At 37.1% G+C, this 16,803-nt stretch carries 15 protein-coding genes and 1 other annotated feature; of the genes, 5 read left to right on the top strand and 10 right to left on the bottom strand.

Features of this window, described 5'->3' with window-relative positions:
• Window positions 1-61: 61 nt before the first annotated feature.
• Window positions 62-2,281: a 1,4-alpha-glucan branching protein GlgB gene (gene glgB, locus HVS_RS01170; RefSeq protein WP_101298635.1), complete on the top strand. Its 2,220-nt coding sequence runs from the start codon at window positions 62-64 to the stop codon at window positions 2,279-2,281.
• A 105-nt stretch (window positions 2,282-2,386) separates the two neighbouring features.
• On the opposite strand, the gene HVS_RS01165 is transcribed toward glgB, so the two are convergent.
• The 10 genes from HVS_RS01165 to HVS_RS01120 all read right to left on the bottom strand — a co-directional run bounded on the left by HVS_RS01165 (window position 2,387) and on the right by HVS_RS01120 (window position 12,348).
• A complete protein-coding gene (locus tag HVS_RS01165) occupies window positions 2,387-2,776 on the bottom strand; it encodes a hypothetical protein (protein ID WP_101298634.1) in 390 nt (129 codons plus the stop codon).
• Window positions 2,777-3,029: 253 nt separating this feature from the next.
• Window positions 3,030-4,607 carry a citramalate synthase gene (gene cimA / locus HVS_RS01160; RefSeq protein WP_101298633.1) on the bottom strand — a complete coding sequence of 526 codons (1,578 nt, stop codon included), beginning with the start codon at window positions 4,605-4,607 and terminating at the stop codon, window positions 3,030-3,032.
• Window positions 4,608-4,609: 2 nt separating this feature from the next.
• On the bottom strand, window positions 4,610-6,139 hold the full coding sequence (locus HVS_RS01155) for a 2-isopropylmalate synthase (RefSeq protein ID WP_101298632.1): 1,530 nt from the start codon (window positions 6,137-6,139) through the stop codon (window positions 4,610-4,612).
• Window positions 6,140-6,513: 374 nt separating this feature from the next.
• The gene (ilvC, locus tag HVS_RS01150; RefSeq protein WP_101298631.1) at window positions 6,514-7,515 is read right to left on the bottom strand and encodes a ketol-acid reductoisomerase; all 1,002 of its coding nucleotides are present in this window, start codon (window positions 7,513-7,515) and stop codon (window positions 6,514-6,516) included.
• A gap of 8 nt (window positions 7,516-7,523) precedes the next feature.
• Entirely contained in the window at window positions 7,524-8,036 is a 513-nt protein-coding gene (gene ilvN, locus HVS_RS01145; RefSeq protein WP_101298630.1) for an acetolactate synthase small subunit, read from the bottom strand.
• A 150-nt stretch (window positions 8,037-8,186) separates the two neighbouring features.
• Window positions 8,187-9,815, bottom strand: a complete 1,629-nt coding sequence (ilvB, locus tag HVS_RS01140) for a biosynthetic-type acetolactate synthase large subunit (RefSeq protein WP_101298629.1) — start codon at window positions 9,813-9,815, stop codon at window positions 8,187-8,189.
• Between the two features lie 72 nt (window positions 9,816-9,887).
• Window positions 9,888-10,135, bottom strand: a binding site (T-box leader).
• A 123-nt stretch (window positions 10,136-10,258) separates the two neighbouring features.
• A complete protein-coding gene (locus HVS_RS01135; RefSeq protein WP_101298628.1) occupies window positions 10,259-10,723 on the bottom strand; it encodes a nucleoside deaminase in 465 nt (154 codons plus the stop codon).
• 132 nt (window positions 10,724-10,855) lie between these two features.
• A complete protein-coding gene (locus HVS_RS01130) occupies window positions 10,856-10,960 on the bottom strand; it encodes a hypothetical protein (RefSeq protein ID WP_242971631.1) in 105 nt (34 codons plus the stop codon).
• 50 nt (window positions 10,961-11,010) lie between these two features.
• Window positions 11,011-11,451, bottom strand: a complete 441-nt coding sequence (locus HVS_RS01125; RefSeq protein ID WP_101298626.1) for a phospholipase D-like domain-containing protein — start codon at window positions 11,449-11,451, stop codon at window positions 11,011-11,013.
• Window positions 11,452-11,559: 108 nt separating this feature from the next.
• Window positions 11,560-12,348: an S-layer homology domain-containing protein gene (locus HVS_RS01120; RefSeq protein ID WP_101298625.1), complete on the bottom strand. Its 789-nt coding sequence runs from the start codon at window positions 12,346-12,348 to the stop codon at window positions 11,560-11,562.
• Window positions 12,349-12,376: 28 nt separating this feature from the next.
• On the opposite strand from HVS_RS01120, the gene HVS_RS01115 reads away from it, so the two are divergent.
• The 4 genes from HVS_RS01115 to HVS_RS01100 all read left to right on the top strand — a co-directional run bounded on the left by HVS_RS01115 (window position 12,377) and on the right by HVS_RS01100 (window position 16,641).
• On the top strand, window positions 12,377-12,559 hold the full coding sequence (locus tag HVS_RS01115) for a hypothetical protein (RefSeq protein WP_101298624.1): 183 nt from the start codon (window positions 12,377-12,379) through the stop codon (window positions 12,557-12,559).
• On the top strand, window positions 12,556-12,957 hold the full coding sequence (locus HVS_RS01110; RefSeq protein ID WP_101298623.1) for a hypothetical protein: 402 nt from the start codon (window positions 12,556-12,558) through the stop codon (window positions 12,955-12,957). The genes HVS_RS01115 and HVS_RS01110 overlap by 4 nt, the downstream gene beginning before the upstream one ends.
• 179 nt (window positions 12,958-13,136) lie before the next feature.
• Window positions 13,137-13,982, top strand: a complete 846-nt coding sequence (locus HVS_RS01105) for a copper amine oxidase N-terminal domain-containing protein (RefSeq protein ID WP_159063337.1) — start codon at window positions 13,137-13,139, stop codon at window positions 13,980-13,982.
• A gap of 25 nt (window positions 13,983-14,007) precedes the next feature.
• A complete protein-coding gene (locus HVS_RS01100) occupies window positions 14,008-16,641 on the top strand; it encodes an Athe_2463 domain-containing protein (protein ID WP_101298621.1) in 2,634 nt (877 codons plus the stop codon).
• Window positions 16,642-16,803: the final 162 nt, after the last annotated feature.

The raw sequence follows: 16,803 nt of genomic DNA, 5'->3' as shown, positions 1-16,803 counted from the left end.
ATTAATAATAAAAAAATATAATGCTTATACTAAAAAAAATACAAAAAAAGAGGTATGAATTATGGTAAAAACAACTGCAAATTATGATGAAGTTTTAAGAGTTATTAATGCTGAACACCCGGATCCTTTCAGTGTTTTGGGTATGCACTACTTAGAACATGAAGACTCCGTTGTAGTACGTGCTTTTTATCCAAACGCCAAAGAAATAAACGTAATTGATATCTCTAGCAGTGAAAAGTACAATATGGACTTAGTGGATGAAAAAGGTTTCTTTGAAGTTTTGTTAGAGGGCAGATCGGATTTTTTCAAGTATATTTTAGAAGTGACAGATGATACGGGACACACCTTTTCTACCTACGATCCCTATAGCTTCCTGCCTGTTTTGACGGACTTTGATTTACACCTTTTCAATGAAGGCAATCACCACAAAATATACGAAAAATTAGGTGCCCATCTAATGACTATAGACGGCATTCAGGGTACCTTATTTGCAGTGTGGGCCCCTTGTGCAAAACGTGTAAGTGTTGTGGGAGACTTTAACCAATGGGACGGCAGAAGACATGCCATGAGAGCCAGGGGTTCATCCGGCGTTTGGGAGTTATTTATTCCCGGCGTTAAAGAAGGGGATATATACAAATATGAAATTAAAACCCCTCACGATGAATTGTACGTTAAAAGTGATCCCTATGCCTTTTATGCTGAGCTAAGGCCAAATACCGCTTCCATAGTGTACGATCTTGAAAACTACGAATGGAATGACCATGAGTGGATGAAGAAAAGGGACAAGGAAAATAATTTTGATAAACCGGTCTCCATATACGAAGTTCACTTAGGCTCATGGAAAAGGGTTTCAAATGACGAAAACGGTTTTTATACATACAGGGAGTTGGCAGATCAATTAGTAGAATATGTAAAGGAAATGGGATACACACATATTCAACTTCTTCCTGTGGCAGAACACCCCTTTGACGGCTCCTGGGGATATCAAATAACAGGCTATTATGCTGCAACAAGCAGATATGGTGAGCCAAAGGACTTTATGTATTTTGTAGATAAATGCCACCAAAACGGAATAGGCGTACTCCTTGACTGGGTACCTGCACACTTTCCAAAGGACGGACATGGTTTGGCAAGATTTGATGGGACGGCTCTTTATGAGCACTACGATCAAAAGCAGGGAGAACATCCCGACTGGGGTACCCATATATTTAACTATGGACGACATGAAGTCAGAAACTTTTTAATATCAAATGCACTATTCTGGCTTGACAAATACCATATAGACGGACTCAGGGTTGACGCGGTTGCATCAATGCTGTATCTAGACTACGGTAAAAAGGACGGGGAATGGATACCTAACCGCTGGGGTGGAAAAGAAAACGTTGATGCCATAGAGTTCCTGCGCCAGTTAAATTCCACGGTATTCAGCTATTATCCGGGGGTTATGATGATTGCTGAGGAGTCTACTTCCTGGGCTCTTGTCACCAAGCCCCCCTATGTAGGAGGTCTAGGATTTTCCTACAAATGGAATATGGGCTGGATGAATGACTTTTTACGCTATATGAGTATGGACTCTATATACCGCAAGTACCATCAAGATCTTATAACATTTTCACTTATGTATGCTTTTTCAGAAAACTTCATACTGGTTCTTTCCCATGACGAAGTGGTACATGGAAAGTGTTCAATGATAGAAAAAATGCCCGGGGACTACTGGCAAAAATTTGCAGGACTGCGTGCCTGCTATGGATATATGTATGGACATCCCGGAAAGAAACTTTTATTCATGGGCGGTGAATTTGCTCAGTTTATTGAATGGAATTATAAACAAAGTTTAGACTGGTTTTTACTTGACTATGACATGCATAAAAAAATGCAAACCTATGTAAAAGACTTAAATCACTTGTATAGAAATGAAAAGGCTTTATATGAAGTTGATTTCAACTATGAAGGCTTTGAGTGGATAGACTGCAATGACAGGGAACACAGCATAGTATCCTTTATAAGAAAGGGTAAGGACTGGCGTGACTGTTTGATATTTTTATCTAATTTCACTCCTGTCCCACACCACAACTACCGTATAGGAGTACCTTTTGATGCTGAATATACAGAAATTTTTAACAGCGATTGGGAAAAATATGGTGGAAGTAATGTAGGAAACTTTGAACCATTAAAAGCAGAAGACCAGCCTTTCCACAACAGGTCGTATTCCATAAGCCTTACTGTACCACCTCTGGCAACTATAGTTTTAAGACCTGAATTAAAACAAATAAAAAAATAATAATACACATATAATAATAGCTATATACGTCTAACTATATATAGCCCAAGAAAAACCCTAATCAAAAAAGCCCTGATGTTTAAACTAACATCGGGGCTTTTGCCTTTACATACCGTTTATAAAATTTACATGCTCTTTTATTAAATGAAAGTCTCCTGTACATATCAGTAAAACGGCTATTATATATTTTTGAACTGTCTCTATTTTCTTCCTCGGTATTTTTAAATATTTCTCTATTTCATCCATTGGCAAGGTCTTGCTTTCTTTAGTTTTTTCCAACATTCCCCTCCTGGAAAGTATAAACCTTACCACCTGGGATACCATAAGGCGTGCACTTTCTTGTTTGGGTGATTCCTTAATAAGGTCAAAAAAATGTATCTCCCACTCTTTAAGCTGTTCCTTAAGCTGCTGTAATTCCAGTCTCCGGTGTTCCGCCAATTCTTCTTCATTATCTTTGTTTTTTTCAACACTTTCATTTATAATATCCGGGTACATAGGTTTGCCTCCTTTTAATTGTTCTGATTGCCCTGATTATACTGGTTATTTGATTATACTGGCTGTTTGATTATCCTGGCTGTTTGATTATCTTGGCTATGTGATTATCTTGGCTGCTTGATTGTCTTGGCTATGCGATTATCTTGGCTGTTTGATTATCTTGGCTGTTTGATTATCTTGGCTGTTTGATTATCTTGGCTGTTTGATTATCTTGGCTATGTGATTATTCTGGCTATGTGATTATCCTTGGTTGTTATTCCGACTGTCCCAATTCATCCCTAATGAGTTTATATTCAATTGAATCAACCAATGCCAGCCAGCTGGCTTCAATAATGTCCGCCGATACACCTATTGTAGTCCACACATCTTTTCCATCTGTTGACTCAATCAGAACCCTAACCTTTGCAGCTGTTGCAGAATCAGAGTCAAGCACCCTTACCTTGTAGTCTGTAAGCTTCATATCTTTTATTTGAGGATAAAATCTCTTTAAAGCTTTTCTTAAGGCATTGTCCAAAGCATTTACCGGACCGTTTCCTTCAGCAGCTGTCATTTCCTCCTGGCCATCCACACTGATTTTTATTATTGCAGAGGAATTGGCACTACTAATAGGAGGCTCACTTACCAACACTTTAAATTCTCCTAATTCAAAATGAGACTTATATTTACCTAATATCTTGCGTATTATAAGCTCTAAAGAACCCTCTGCCCCTTCATACTGATAACCTTTAAATTCCATTTCTTTAACTTTTTTCAATATCTCTCTAGTATAAGGTGAATCTTTTGTAATGGTTTTGTCAAAGGTATTTATAAAGTTTAGCAGAGCACCTCTTCCTGCAACCTCTGATATGAGGAACATCCTTGTATTTCCAACAGCTTCAGGGGCTATATGCTCATATGCAGAAGGATTTTTATTTACGGCATCAGCATGCATACCTGCTTTGTGGGCAAAAGCATAATTACCCACATAAGGAGCTCTGTCGTCGTGCAAAACATTTGCAATTTCGCTAATGTATCTGGATATTGTTGTGAACTCTGAAATACTTTCTTCCAATATACAGCTGTATCCAAGCTTTAACTGCAAATTGGGTATTATTGTAGTCAGGTTTGCATTACCTGTTCTTTCTCCATATCCGTTCATAGTCCCCTGCACCTGGACAGCTCCTGCCTTAACTGCCATAATGGAATTTGCAACTGCCATACCGGTATCATTGTGACAGTGTATACCAATATCCTCTTTAAACTCTTTTACCACCCTGGATGTTATTTCATATATCTCGTCAGGGAATGTTCCTCCATTTGTATCGCAAAGACATAAGCAGTCAGCACCTCCCTCAGAGGCAGCTTTAAGGGCTTTCATGGCATACTCAGGGTCTTCTTTATATCCGTCAAAAAAATGCTCAGCATCAAATATCACTTCTTTATTTTTGCTTTTGAAGAAAACTACAGTGTCCCGGATCATATTTAAATTTTCTTCTAATGTGGTTCTTAAAATTTCTTTAACCTGGAATCCCCAGCTCTTGCCAAATATTGCTACAGCAGGTGTGTCTGCCCTCAAAAGGGACTGGACATTTGCATCCTCTTCCACAGAAACATTAACCCTGCGGGTACTTCCAAAAGCTACGATTTTTGAGTGTTTGAGATCCAGCTTTTTTACCCTTTCAAAAAACTCCAAATCCTTAGGGTTTGAACCCGGGTTTCCTGCTTCAATATAACTTACGCCCATACTGTCTAATTTTTTAACAATTTTCAATTTGTCCTCAACACTAAAGGAGATCCCTTGGGCCTGTGCCCCATCCCTGAGGATGGAATCATATATATAAATTCTTTTCAAATTTACTTCCCTCCTAATAATTTCTCCTCGCTGATTATCTTGTTGATTGCATTCAAGTAGGATTTTATACTAGCTTCTATAACGTCAGTACTTATTCCCCGTCCCAGAACCGCTATATCATCTTTGGAAATTTTCACTGTAACCTCACCTAATGCGTCTTTACCCTCTGTTACAGATTCTAAGAAGTAATCTTCAAGTTTGAAGTTCATTCCAACTACTCTTTCCATTGCATTAAATGCGGCATCTATAGGACCATCGCCTGTTGCAGCCTCTGTAATAATTTCTTCACTCTTTTTAAGTGAAATGGTAGCAGTTGCAACGCTTTTGTTTCCGCTGGTAATCTGAAAGCTTTCCAATTCGTATACTTCAGGTACTTTTGATACTTTCGCACCTATCAAGGCTTCAATATCCTTGTCTGTAACGGTTTTCTTCCTGTCCGCCAAATCCTTAAACATTTCAAAGGCCTTTTGTATTTCCTCATCAGTAAGGTTATTATACCCAAGTTCTTTAAGTCTCTCTTCAAAAGCATGACGTCCTGAAAGCTTTCCTAATACCATTCTGTTTGTAGAAAGTCCTATGGATTCAGGGGTCATTATTTCATAAGTGGTCTTTTCAGCTAAAACGCCATGCTGGTGAATTCCTGACTCATGGGCAAAGGCATTAGAACCCACTATTGCCTTGTTTGGCGGAACTTTAACACCTGTCAGGCTTGAAACCAATTTACTTGTTCTGTATATCTGTGTTGTGTCAAAATTGTGAGTTACATTGTAAAAGTCCTTTCTTGTTTCCAAGCCCATTATTATTTCTTCAACCGCTGCATTACCTGCCCTTTCACCCAAACCGTTTATTGTACCTTCTATCTGGGTAGCCCCGTTTAATATAGCAGACAATGAATTTGCTACAGCCAATCCCAAGTCATTGTGGCAGTGGACACTAATATCTGCTTTGTCAATGTTGGGCACATTCTCTTTGATTGCTTTTATTAAGTTTCCAAATTCAATAGGTGTTGCATAACCCACAGTATCAGGTATATTAACAACAACAGCCCCTGCGTCTATTACTTTTTCCAAAACTTTAAACAAAAATTCCGGTCTGGTCCTGCTGGCATCTTCCGCTGAAAACTCAACATGACTACAGTATTTTTTAGCGTATTTAACCATTGCTACAGCCCTTTCAAGGACTTCTTCTTCGGTCATTTTAAGTTTATACTTCAAATGTATATCTGAAGTTGCAATAAAAGTGTGTATTAAAGGATTTTCTGCCTCTTTAACAGCTTCCCATGCCCTGTCAATATCCTTTTCCAATGCTCTTGCAAGGCTTGCAACAGTGGCATTTTTCACATTTTCAGCAACTGCCTTTACTGCTTTAAAATCCCCGGGAGATGCAATGGCAAATCCGGCTTCTATAACATCCACCCCAAGTCTCTCCAATTGCTTTGCAATCTCCAGTTTTTCATTAATATTTAAATTAACCCCCGGTGTTTGTTCCCCGTCCCTAAGTGTCGTATCAAATATCTTTATTCTTCTTGACATATAGATACCTCCAATTTCACACTTTCAATCTCATATTTATAAATAGCTTTAAAATATATAAATAATTTTAGTTCATTTAAGTAATTTTAATTTATTTAAGCTATCAGCCTTTTGTATAATTTATAAGGCTTTTGTATAAGCTTTATATAGTTTTTGTATAAACTTTATTTTAGTTTGCGAAGAAAAAATATTTCTTCGCAAACCGTATATCTCTTTTACTTTTACATATTTCTCTTTTTGTTTTATACATTTAGCCTCTATTGCTTTTTATCTCTATACTTTTATATTTTTATTGCTCTTATCCATTTGTCCCTTTATTCTTATCTCTTACCTTTTTTTAGCCGGCTGTTTTTTATTTAGCTTTTGATTGGCTTTTATTTGGCTTTTTTCAGCCAGCTCATCATTTTTCTAAGCTCAGCCCCGACTTTCTCCACCTGGTGCTCCCTTTCAATAGCTCTCATTGCCAGGAAGTTAGCCCTTCCACCTGAATTGTTTTCAGAAATCCAGTTTGAAGCAAATTTACCGTTTTGTATTTCTTCAAGTACTTTTTTCATTTCCTTTCTGGTCTCTTCAGTTATAATTCTCTTACCTGTAATATAGTCTCCATACTCTGCTGTATCACTGATTGAGTATCTCATATAAGAGAGACCGCCCTGTACTACCATGTCTACAATAAGCTTCATCTCATGTATGCACTCAAAATAAGCTATTTCAGGCTGATATCCTGCATTTACCAATGTTTCGAAACCAGCCTTCATAAGTTCACTAACACCACCGCAAAGTACTGCCTGCTCACCAAAAAGATCGGTTTCTGTCTCTTCTTTAAATGTTGTTTCGATGATACCAGCCCTGCCGGCACCGATTCCTGCTGCATATGCAAGAGCATAATCTTTAGCTTTTCCGGAAGCGTCCTGATGTATAGCTATTAGTGAAGGTACACCTTTTCCTTCCTCATACTGGCTTCTCACAGTGTGACCAGGTCCTTTAGGTGCAACCATTATAACGTCCACATCTTCAGGTGGCTGGATTTGATTGTAGTGAATGTTAAAACCGTGAGCAAACATCAATACATTACCAGGCTGTAAATTGTCTTTTATACACTCTTCATAAATCTGCTTCTGAACCTGGTCAGGAACAAGAAGCATTATTAAATCTCCAATCTTTGCAGCCTCAGCGGTATCAACCACTTTTAGCCCGTCATCAATTGCCTTTTGCCTGCTTTTAGATGAAGGGTGCAATCCAACAACAACCTCTACCCCACTGTCTTTTAAGTTTTGTGCATGAGCATGACCTTGGCTGCCATATCCTAAAATTGCCACAGTTTTTCCTTTCAATAATCCTAAATTACAATCACTTTCATAGTACATCTTCGCCATTTTACAAATCACTCCTCATCATTATTGTTAACTCTTATATGTTTATTGCCTCTTTCGAGAGCAATTGTACCTGTTCTAACAGTTTCTTTAATGCCAAACTGTTTTAGCATGTCTTCTAGAGCCGCCACCTTGTTGGTGCTTCCGGAAATTTCAATTGTCAATGTGTCCTGTGATACATCAATAATATTAGCCCTGAATATTTTTACAATCTGGACAATCTCTGACCTTGTGGAAGCATCAGCTTCAACCTTTATAAGCACAAGCTCCCTTTCTACAGATTCCTCCTTGCGGAGTCTCTTTATTTTTATTACATCAACAAGTTTATTAAGCTGTTTGCTAACCTGCTCAACAATGTACTCGTCACCATCTACAACAATGGTTATTCTTGAAACTTCAGGATTTTCTGTAACACCAACTGCCAAACTGTCAATATTAAATCCTCTTCTGCTAAACAGTCCCACTACCCTGGACAAAACCCCCGGGTGGTTTTCAACTAAAACCGATAGAATATGCTTTCCCATTAATATACCTCCTTCAAATAAAATTTCCCACATATATACTTTAAACGCATATATATTTTACATAGTTTTTAATAAATTTTATAATAAACCCAATATGCCTGTTAATGTTATTCTGTTCTGAATAAATTCTTTAAATCCACTGTATTTAATCTACAGCGTCGGCTCTTCAGGGTTTGTTATACATTCTAAAAGATACGGCTTGTCGTCTGAAAGCATTTCTTTTAGTGCCTCTTCAATCTGGGAATTATCGCTGATTCTTCTGCCTTTAAATTCATATGCTTCAAACAGCTTTATAAAATCCGGATTCCCGTCTAAAAACACTTGTGAATAACGACCGCAATACCTTTGCCTTTGTATTTCACGTACAAGCCCAAGCCTTGAATTGTTAAACAAAATAATTTTAACCCCTATACCGTTTTGCTTCATAGTTCCAAGCTCATTCATGGACATTTGGAAACTACCGTCACCTGATATACAAATAACTTTTTCCGAAGGCTGCCCCACCTTTGCGCCTACTGCGGCAGGCAATCCATAGCCCATTGTACCCATACCACCGGAGGTTATGAATTTGCCCGGTTTTTTAATCCCTACCCAGTTTGCAGCCCAAATCTGGTTTTGCCCGACTTCCGTTGTAATAATAGTGTTTTCATCTATGCACTCTGTCAACATGGACAGAAGATATTTAGGATTTATAAAACCGGATTCACTTTTAACCTCTGCATTTAATTTGCGCTCTTCTTTTATTTCTTTTATCTTGTTTACCCATTCATCTGAATCTGCTTTTTCTGCCATATTTATAAGCTGCTGCAATACAAGTTTTACATCACCTGTAACAGGTATGTCTACCCTGATGTTTTTGCCTATCTCTGCCGGGTCTATATCAATATGAACTACTTTGGCATTGTCTTCTATTTTATGAGGGGCACCTACTGCCCTGTCTCCAACCCTTGCGCCCATGATAATTAATAAATCTGCCCTGTGGATGGCATAGTTTGCAGCATATACCCCATGAGAGCCCAGCATTCCTAAATTTAGCGGATGGTCATATGGTATTGAACCAATTCCCATAAGTGTAGTTGTTACAGGTATATTGCATTTTTCTGCAAGTTCTACAAGTTCATTTGCCGCATCTGCCCTTATTATTCCGCCACCTGCGCATATAATAGGTCTTTTTGCTTCAGATATAGCTTCTGCAACTTTCTTTATTTGAAGGTAGTGACCTTTGTACTTTGGCTTATATCCCCTGATATCAACATCTTCAGGGTATTCAAAATCCAATTCCTTTGTCTGCATATCAACAGGTATATCTATAACTACAGGTCCTGGTCTTCCTGTAGAGGCTATATGAAAAGCTTCTTTGATTATTCTTGGTAATTTGTTCACATCTTTTACAAGGTAACTATGTTTGCAAAAGGAAGCTGTTGCACCTGTTATATCCGCTTCCTGAAAAACGTCACGGCCTACCAGCTCTGATGATACCTGACCTGTAATTGCAACCATAGGTATTGAATCCATATATGCTGTTGCAATTCCTGTAATAAGATTAGTAGCTCCGGGACCCGATGTGGCAACGCATACACCTGTTTTACCAGTTACCCTGGCATATCCATTCGCTGCATGAGCCGCCCCTTGCTCAGATCTTGTAAGTATGTGTTTGATCCTGGAATCCACTAATGCATCATAAAAGGGACATATAGCTGCTCCCGGGTATCCAAAAATGATATCCACATTTTCATTTTCCAACGACTTTACTATTGCCTGTGCTCCTGAAATTCTCATAATCAACACCTTCTTTTAATTTATAATTCCCTTTTAAGAAAAACTAAACCCTTCCTCCATGCAAACATTATTTGCAGGGACGAAGGGTTTTAATCCCACGTGGTACCACCCTGTTTCAGCACACCTATAAAATGCGGTATGCCCTCTACAGAGCATATGTAATGCTCCTTAACCTTAACGCTGGTCAACGTCATTGCCTACTACAATTTCAGCAATGAAGCTCCGGAACGAGTTATACATATATGCTACCCACTGATTTCCACCAGCCATCAGCTCTCTATAAGTAATAGCATATATCTTTTTTCCTTCATAGCTTTATGGCCTTTTAAACTGCTTTTTTTGTATAGTTAGTATCCATTCTACCAGCGCTTTAACTTAATGTCAATATGTTTTTTCAAAATTTTTATAATTTGAATTTTGTCTATGAGTTTTGTCCAATAAGTCTAATACTGAACTTTATCTTCTTTAGCCTCCCACTCCTTAAAAGCCTTAATGGCCAAATCCCTTCCCATTTGCTTTAAAGCAACTTGTTTTTCTTTTGCGACACCTTTTATTACATCATATATATAGTTGTCATCAAAGCCAATGCCAGCGGCATCTTCCCTGGTGCAGCCAAAGTATACTTTCTTTATTTTAGCCCAGTGCACAGCTGCAAAGCACATGGGACAAGGTTCACAAGAGGTATAAAGCTCAGAGTCTGAAAGGTCAAATCTCCCAAGCTTTTTAGAAGCCTCTCTTATTGCTATCATTTCTGCATGGTCTGTAGGGTCATTGTTTTTTATAACTTCATTGTGAGCCTTTGAGATAATCTCCCCATTTCTTACTATCACAGCTCCAAAAGGCCCTCCATGATTTTCTCTTACACCTTTTAGAGCTTCTTCCACAGCTTCTTTCATAAACTTGTCCATAATAACCGTACCTTTCTGTTTGTAATATATTCATCTTTTTAATGGAATTTTATTTTTCCATACATCATTTTACCATAAAATCCTACTGTACTCTAGTATTTGTGTATTTTTTTACTTTTATAAACTTGAATTTTAAACTTCATTGATATCTCCTTTCACCCACAGTCTTTTATAAATTCCGGGAGAAGTGAATTCAATTAAACCAATATCACGTAATTGCTGCAATATCTGACGCACCTTAGCCTCCCGGTTATGATTACGGGGATAAGCCTCTTTTAATTGCTCTGCTATAAAATTTTGCCTACCCTATCATCTTTGATTATTGAGTTATATTCGGATACCGATGAATCAACCAAGTCCATATCATCTGTCTGCACACTGCATTCGAGATTTTTTTGAAGACCTGATGTGGTTAAGTTTGCGGACGTTATAATACATTTTTTATTATCAAAAATATATAGTTTTGCATGTAGTGTTGTACAATTATAAACTGGGCCGTTTTTTAAAAATTCTTCTATTGCACCAATATCTGATGTCCTTCGATGAAAGCTTTGCAAATTTATATTTGTGATTAATTGCATTGATAATCCCCTATCTGCTGTTACGGAAAAAATATTATCAACAATTTCCTGCTTCACAAAGGGCGCACATAACATTATATTTTGCTGGGCATCTGCACACATCTTAAAAAATTCATCATAAATCGGCTGTGTAGTAACTTTAATCATCTTCTCACCTCCGCTGTATCAAGTCTTTCTCATTCAAATTTAACTTCATCACAATCTTTTAAAATGATTTTAATGCTTATATTCAGCTCCTTTTGCTGCAGCTTCAATCTACGCAAATGCCCAGTGGGTTTTAGCAACATCTGGGAAAGTCTGTTTTTTCTGCTCTATATCATCAATAGGTCTTCTAAGCAACATCTTGTTAATCATCACCACTGCTTCTGCCCGGGTTATGTTTCTGTTAGGCTGATAGCTTCCATCCCCATACCCTTTTACTATGTCAAACCTGTATATGCTTTCAATACAGTTCTGCGCCCAGTGTTCCTCTAAGTCGTTAAAATGCTTCTGTATCGGCTCTGCATCCTCACATCCTAAGAATTTGAATATAACAGCCGCCATTTCAGCCCTTGTTATATAATCCCCCGGACGGAACTCCCCGTTTCCATACCCGGTAAACAAACCTGCATTTGTTACAGCCTCTATATATCCTGCAGCCCAATTATCAGACTGTACATCTCTATAAATTGTCTGAGAATTTTTACTTATCTCAAGTCCCAGCGCCTTCGCAAATATTGTTGCTGCTTCAGCTCTTGTTATTGGGTTATCAGGTCTAAAGGTTCCATCTGCATAACCTTGTATATACCGGCTGTGTACTTCTTCTGACTCATAGCGACCGGAGTACAGCAACACTTCAATATTCGATTTGGAATATCCCTCGTTCTTTATACCTTCAATTTGTGTTACTGCAGCCCTTACCGTTTCTATGATCTCTGCTTCCTCAAGGCTGTTGATCCTAACTTTAAAGGATATGCTTCCCATTTCGTCTTCTTTAATTTGAGATATATTCCATACAACCCTTTCTCTATCCACTTTTCCTCCACCGGACTTTATCACTTTCATATGCTCAGGAATAACCACTTCAATAGCTATGTTGAATAGTATTTCTTTTAATCTGTTTTTAAAAGAAGGGAAAATAGATTTAATTAATGAGGATAATGAAGCTGAACTATTAACAGGACCTCATAATGCTGAATGGGTTTTAGTTAGAGGTGGTTTTGTTATGGAAGATTCTTTTGAATTTAGCTATAGTAAGTGGAGGGAAGTAAAATGAATGAATTAAGCAAAGAACTTCAAGAACAAGGACTAGAAGGAAGACTATTAAATACATTAATATATTTAAATATTGAATGGAGTGTAGCTAGAGATGGATTATCACTTAGAGAAATATTAGAAAGCCTTGGTGAAATTTACGACTCCCCCGATGGTACTATATGCGAAGAGAAATATGCTATGTATAAGGAATTATACTTTGAAGACTCAATGAAATTAGGCAGAAGAGATAAAAAATCTGAAACTGGCTTTAAAGAAGGTTCCGAAGAAGACTATGAAAATAGGCTGCGTCAATATAGAATTAAAAAAAATGCAGTTAAAAATAATGAGAGATTAGCCAACATGACCATAGGAAATCAGAGCTGGAATATGGGTGATATTAGGAATAAAAGGAATTGAAATAAGTCTCACGGAGGTATTTTTAAAATTTATGTCTGAAGCAGAAAAGGCACTGGTAAGGCTAAAAAATTAAGCAGGGAAGCAAATAGTTTTGCTTGATTATAAAAATAAAGTTAAAATAAAATTTTGTAGATATATATTATATATCATGTAAAAAATGAAAAATGGGAGGAAATAAAATGAAAAAAATAGTTTTATTTATTACAGTATCAGTTATTATGTTAATGGCTTTTACAACAACACCCTTTGCTCAATTGCCTCTTCGTGTGGTGGTAAACGGCAATAGGGTGAATTTCCCGGATGCAGAGCCGTTTATAGACGACAACGGCAGGACACAGGTACCGGTGAGGTTTGTAAGTGAAGCATTAGGGGCAGAAGTAGGCTGGGAAGGAAGCACAAAGACGGTTACAATATCCCAGGGAGATAAAGAAATAAAGATAGTAATTGGAAAAAAGGACTATACAATAAACGGTGAAAAGAATCTAATGGATACAGAAGCGTTGCTGAAGGAAGACAGGACCTTTGTACCGGTGAGGTTTGTAAGTGAGGGGTTAGGTGCAAGGGTGGATTGGGACCCGGCTGTAAGGACGGTTTATATTGATACGAGAGAAAAAGGTGACTCTAAGGATGACATACCAAAGGATGGAGGGTTTGAAGAAGTAAATGGATTTTTAGTACCAAAAGATACAAATATAATAGTTGTAAATTCAAGTAGTGACATAATAGAAACAAGTATATCTATAAATATTTTGAGGCCAAATTTTGAACAGCAAATTGGAGATTTGGTGTTTGTAATAGAAAGCAGATTTGGTAAAGATATAGCAAACGAAATAGAAAAACATGTTAGACAAAAGAAAAGCAGATGGACTTATTTGCCTGAAAAATACATTTATGTAAAAGAAACAAATCAGTACATATGGATATCAAGATCAGAAGCTGGAGATATACCAATAGATATTATGGTTCCAGGATATGTACCTGATACAAGCCAATACGATGATATTGTAGTTGAGTGGGGAAATTGATATTATAGAGCGGCAGGTGTAAAAGGTGAAAAAGCATATAATTAAAATACTGATTATTTCTTTACTAATACAGATGATTAATATTACAGTATCAGCAAGCAGCACTAATATAAAAACAGCTCAAGAATCTCTTAAAGTAGCTAATGATTTCTTGGAAGAGAATCTTGGCTATTGTAACTATTATGGAGAGAAGAATGTAAAAGGACACGAAATAAATCAAGTATTAGCTGTTAAAGGTACTCCGGCCTTTAATAACATGTCTATTTTTGTGTATGGTAGTGAAATTAGTGCTAGTAGTGATGCTATTAAAAATGCTGCGATTAAAGTAATTCAAAGACCTGATGAAGAAGGAGTTCCTCAATACAGATGTTTAGGATATACGGTTGAAGGTGATTTGTTTGCAAATCCTGTATTTCCACCAGATTATCCTCCAAGTCAGAATGTAGAAACTCTTAATGGAAGGTGGGTTAGAGATCCTTGGAATCACAAACATCCCTACATTCAGCAGTGGATAAAAACTAAAGATTTTAGGCCTGATATGTTATATAAATCAACCGGACGGAGGGATTTCTTTGCCGCAAATATAGTTGACGGTCCGGAGCCCCAATATTTTTCTGACGGAGGTTCTGTTGAAGATTATGTACATATAATCCAGCCCCCTACAATGTATTCATGGGGGCTGGGAATAGGTTTTTATTTTCACAACAATGGTCAAAATTTAAGATACAAAACCTTTCTCCTTATGCCGTTTGAAATGTTAAAAAAAGATATTTCCGTTCAAGCAGAATCCATTCCGGTTGGTGCCGGAGCAGGAAGAAAAGTTTTAGTTGGAATAAATGTAAAGTCTACATTTACCGAGGATGAGACAGCAGATTATGAATGGGAAATTATAAAGAAAAGTGATGGCTCTAAAATACCTGTAGAATATTTAGGACATGCAACCAAAGAAAAGGGCAAAATCACCATTCCCGGTGAAAATGAAAGATTGATGTATGCAAGTTTTAGTATGCCTGAAGATGATGTTTTAGTGCGTTTTGTTATAAATGAAGACGGTACAAGCCCTGAAGAAAAATATTTAGGAAACAATGTATTTGAAGCAGAAATAAAGTATGTTGAGAGTATTTTTGAATATGATGAATATGACATTCCTTACAATGTACTCTCAAGAGACTTTAGTTTTAATCTTTCAAAAAGACCTTCCGTGGCTGATTTAGGGTCTGCCAGAGGAAGCTGGAGCGGAAATATAACGGGAGAGTTTAAAATAATAAGAGATCCAAGAGACGGGTTGTTTAGAAAGTATTCTGAACAAAATAATCCTCCTGTCAATGAAGTGAGAAGAAGCAGAGTTGAAAGAAATCCTATTGTAAATTTCACCATTGAAAGAAGGGATTTTGGAGATGATCCTGAAGGTAGGAAATGGCTTGACATAAATTCTTCAACCCCGGTGGTTAAAAATGGCCGGCTTTTCTCTGAAGGTTATATACAAGGATGGGATGTTTATGAGTGCGGTTTTGAAGATTGTGAATTATGCCCTCATAAAGTACTTAGAACTGCACCGTTTAACGAAGTAACAAAAGATTTAACGTTTAATGTTTATGTATATAATGGAATGAAAAACATTCCGTCAAAAAGCTTTAGAAATGAAATAGAAAACAACAGGGTAGATTCTCTTAACAAAAAAATGTATTGGGAAAGTGAGCCGTATAATTTTAATGTAATCAGATGGATGTGCCGTTTAGACTCCAACGGAAAAGAATACGGCTGGACACCTATTGACGGAAAATATCAAAGAACTTTTAAGCAGCAAAACAGTGGAGATATACAAATAAAAATAAATAGTCCTATGGAAATTGAATATATGCAGGCAAGGGAAGCAGCAAGGCAAGGTATAAACAGAAAAGACCTGTATGACAAAGCTGTATTTCCAACGGATATAGATCTACAAAGATTTGAGTACCCTATAAAGTCAGGATACTACTTTAACCCTGCCGGAAAATATTCTTTTAAAGTGGAGACGGTAACATACAAGCCTGTGCCTTATGATACACAGGAACACAAAGATATTGTAAACGCCGTTATAAATTCATTTAACTACGAAACAGACCTTATGTACATAAATGACTACAGGGAAGCTGTAAATATAAAAGGAGAACTGCTGCCTGAAAGGGGAAGTACTTTCAGTACACGTCCGGGCAGATTGACGGCACGGGATAACATAGGTATAAACGGGATAGAACTTGTGACGGTGTTAGACAGAAATAGCGATGAGTTACGTTATACAAAAAAAGTTGAAGAAATTTACCATGAACATATAAGTGGAGGAAATACACATGAATATTGGAAAATGGTGATGGAAGGATATGCAGAATCTAACACTTTAAGCAGCAGGGATAATTACAAATACAGAGAGTATGTAAAGCCAGGACAAAAAATGTACAAAATAACAGAAACTACAGAGGTGGATATTATTATAAACAAGGACAATATAAACACTTTTACACATGCACATATGCCGGATGGTGAGTATTACATAAGAGTGTGGATGGACAATATTGATTTAGGAAGCAGCAGCCATGCATATAGCTCATTAGGTACATTAAGCGGGGTAATGCTTGATGAAATGTATATTACGGTAAAAGGCTCTATGTATGATGACTAATTAGGTCAATTTTACCACAAATTAGTGAATATTTTCAAATTAAAATAGGAACGCGATAATCAAATTTTCAAATTCCAGTAGGATTCAAAATAAAATTTGGAAAAATAAGTATTGCATAACACTTTCAAATTTGTACAATAAAAATGAGCAGATTAACTGCTC

Source organism: Acetivibrio saccincola (assembly GCF_002844395.1).
Classification (GTDB): Bacteria; Bacillota; Clostridia; order Acetivibrionales; family Acetivibrionaceae; genus Herbivorax; species Herbivorax saccincola.
Note: the sequence above shows the minus strand (reverse complement) of the source record. Positions and strands in the feature narration are given on the sequence as shown.

What these genes read in the sequence shown, in the direction of transcription:
- HVS_RS01120 (WP_101298625.1), bottom strand. Translation starts at nt 12,348, where the DNA reads ATGAAAGTGATAAAGTCCGGTGGAGGAAAAGTGGATAGAGAAAGGGTT.
- glgB (WP_101298635.1), top strand. Translation starts at nt 62, where the DNA reads ATGGTAAAAACAACTGCAAATTATGATGAAGTTTTAAGAGTTATTAAT.
- ilvC (WP_101298631.1), bottom strand. Translation starts at nt 7,515, where the DNA reads ATGGCGAAGATGTACTATGAAAGTGATTGTAATTTAGGATTATTGAAA.
- HVS_RS01135 (WP_101298628.1), bottom strand. Translation starts at nt 10,723, where the DNA reads ATGGACAAGTTTATGAAAGAAGCTGTGGAAGAAGCTCTAAAAGGTGTA.
- ilvN (WP_101298630.1), bottom strand. Translation starts at nt 8,036, where the DNA reads ATGGGAAAGCATATTCTATCGGTTTTAGTTGAAAACCACCCGGGGGTT.
- HVS_RS01125 (WP_101298626.1), bottom strand. Translation starts at nt 11,451, where the DNA reads ATGATTAAAGTTACTACACAGCCGATTTATGATGAATTTTTTAAGATG.
- HVS_RS01105 (WP_159063337.1), top strand. Translation starts at nt 13,137, where the DNA reads ATGAAAAAAATAGTTTTATTTATTACAGTATCAGTTATTATGTTAATG.
- ilvB (WP_101298629.1), bottom strand. Translation starts at nt 9,815, where the DNA reads ATGAGAATTTCAGGAGCACAGGCAATAGTAAAGTCGTTGGAAAATGAA.
- HVS_RS01155 (WP_101298632.1), bottom strand. Translation starts at nt 6,139, where the DNA reads ATGTCAAGAAGAATAAAGATATTTGATACGACACTTAGGGACGGGGAA.
- HVS_RS01165 (WP_101298634.1), bottom strand. Translation starts at nt 2,776, where the DNA reads ATGTACCCGGATATTATAAATGAAAGTGTTGAAAAAAACAAAGATAAT.
- HVS_RS01110 (WP_101298623.1), top strand. Translation starts at nt 12,556, where the DNA reads ATGAATGAATTAAGCAAAGAACTTCAAGAACAAGGACTAGAAGGAAGA.
- HVS_RS01115 (WP_101298624.1), top strand. Translation starts at nt 12,377, where the DNA reads ATGTTGAATAGTATTTCTTTTAATCTGTTTTTAAAAGAAGGGAAAATA.